Origin of the sequence: Thermoactinomyces intermedius (genome assembly GCF_013912365.1) — a bacterium.
GTDB lineage: Bacteria > Bacillota > Bacilli > Thermoactinomycetales > Thermoactinomycetaceae > Thermoactinomyces > Thermoactinomyces intermedius.
Window position 1 is genome coordinate 1 of sequence record NZ_JACETT010000036.1, and the last position, 1,675, is coordinate 1,675.

Sequence of the window (1,675 nt, forward strand, 5' to 3'; positions counted from 1 at the left end):
TGAAAAAACTGGCCGATGAAGAAGGATATGAAACGTTTGTCATTCCCGACGATGTGGGCGGACGTTACTCGGTGTTGACCGCTGTCGGCCTTTTGCCGATTGCCACGGCCGGAATCGATATTGATGAAATGATGGCGGGAGCCCGGGCCGGGATGAAGCGGTACGGGAATCCGGAGTTGGCGGAAAACGAGAGCTACCAATATGCTTTGGTGCGAAATGCGTTGTACCGCAAAGGAAAAACCACGGAGATTCTTGTCAACTATGATCCGTCCTTGCAATATTTCAGTGAGTGGTGGAAACAGCTCTACGGGGAGAGTGAAGGAAAAGACCAAAAAGGGATTTTCCCGGCATCGGTCAATTTCACCACTGATCTTCATTCCATGGGACAATACATTCAGGAAGGTTTGCGCAACATTTTCGAAACCGTGGTGTTTGTGGAAAAATCCCGCAAATCCGTCACCCTTCCGGAAGATGCCGGTGACTTGGACGGGCTCAACTACCTGGCGGGAAAAGAACTGGATTTTGTCAATCGCAAAGCTTTTGAAGGAACCATGCTGGCCCATTCGGACGGCCAAGTGCCCAACCTGGTGGTCTCCGTGAGCGAGCACAGTCCGTATGCCTTCGGGCAACTGGTGTATTTCTTTGAAAAAGCTTGTGGAATCAGCGGATATTTGTCAGGAGTCAATCCGTTTGACCAACCCGGGGTGGAAGCTTACAAAAAGAACATGTTTGCCTTGCTCGGAAAACCAGGGTTCGAAAAAGAAAAAGAAGCATTACTCAAACGGTTGAATTTCTGAAACTTTGCCTTTTGGTTGGATCCATCCGGTTTCATCCTTCCGATGAGCCGGATTTTTTTTATTTGCAGTTTTTAAAGCCTGAAAACACGAGCGGGATGGAGAACCATCCGGAAGTTGATGGACAAATCCGTTTGCAGGCGTCCGGAGCGAATCGCTTCGTTATTGCATATATTATAAATTTTATGTGATAATGAAAAAATAAGTCATTTTTATCGATTCATTACAGAAGCTGTAAAGGCAGGGGGACAGAATTATGGATGCTTTGCAAAATTTGATGGAGGAACTGGTCAATGCCAAAGGGGTTCCAGGAAATGAACGAGGAGTCAGGCAAGTGTTCCAAAAACATTTGGAACCGTTGTCGGAGGAGATCCTGACTGATCGTCTCGGGGGATTGGCCGGAAAAAAAACGGGAGATCCCGACGGGCCCAAAATCTTGCTTGCTGGGCATCTTGATGAAATCGGTTTCATGGTTACATACATTACCGAGAAAGGCTTTTTAAAGTTTCAACCATTGGGCGGTTGGTGGGCGCACAATATGTTATCCCACCGGGTGGTGGTCCAATCCCGCAAAGGCGAATACTTGGGAGTGATCGGCTCCAAACCGCCTCACGCCTTAAAAGTGGAAGAACGGAAAAAAGTCATGGACATCAAGGATATGTTCATTGATATCGGTGCGAAAAGCCGGGCGGAAGTGGAAGAAATGGGGATTCGTCCGGGAGACAGCGTGGTTCCGGTATCCGATTTTTTCACCATGCAAGACGGAAAGATTTGGGGAGGAAAAGCGCTGGATAATCGAGCGGGTTGTGCTTTGGTCCTTGAGGTGTTGCGGCAATTGAAAGATGAGGAGCATCCCAATGTTGTCTACGGCGGAGCCACCG

2 protein-coding genes are annotated in these 1,675 nt (G+C 48.2%); both read left to right on the forward strand.

Going from position 1 to position 1,675, the window contains the following annotated elements:
* Window positions 1–797: glucose-6-phosphate isomerase (locus tag H1R82_RS09285; protein ID WP_181821646.1), on the forward strand; the 797-nt coding region annotated here is incomplete at its 5' end.
* Window positions 798–1,050: 253 nt separating this feature from the next.
* Window positions 1,051–1,675: M42 family metallopeptidase (locus H1R82_RS09290; RefSeq protein WP_374189124.1), on the forward strand; the 625-nt coding region annotated here is incomplete at its 3' end.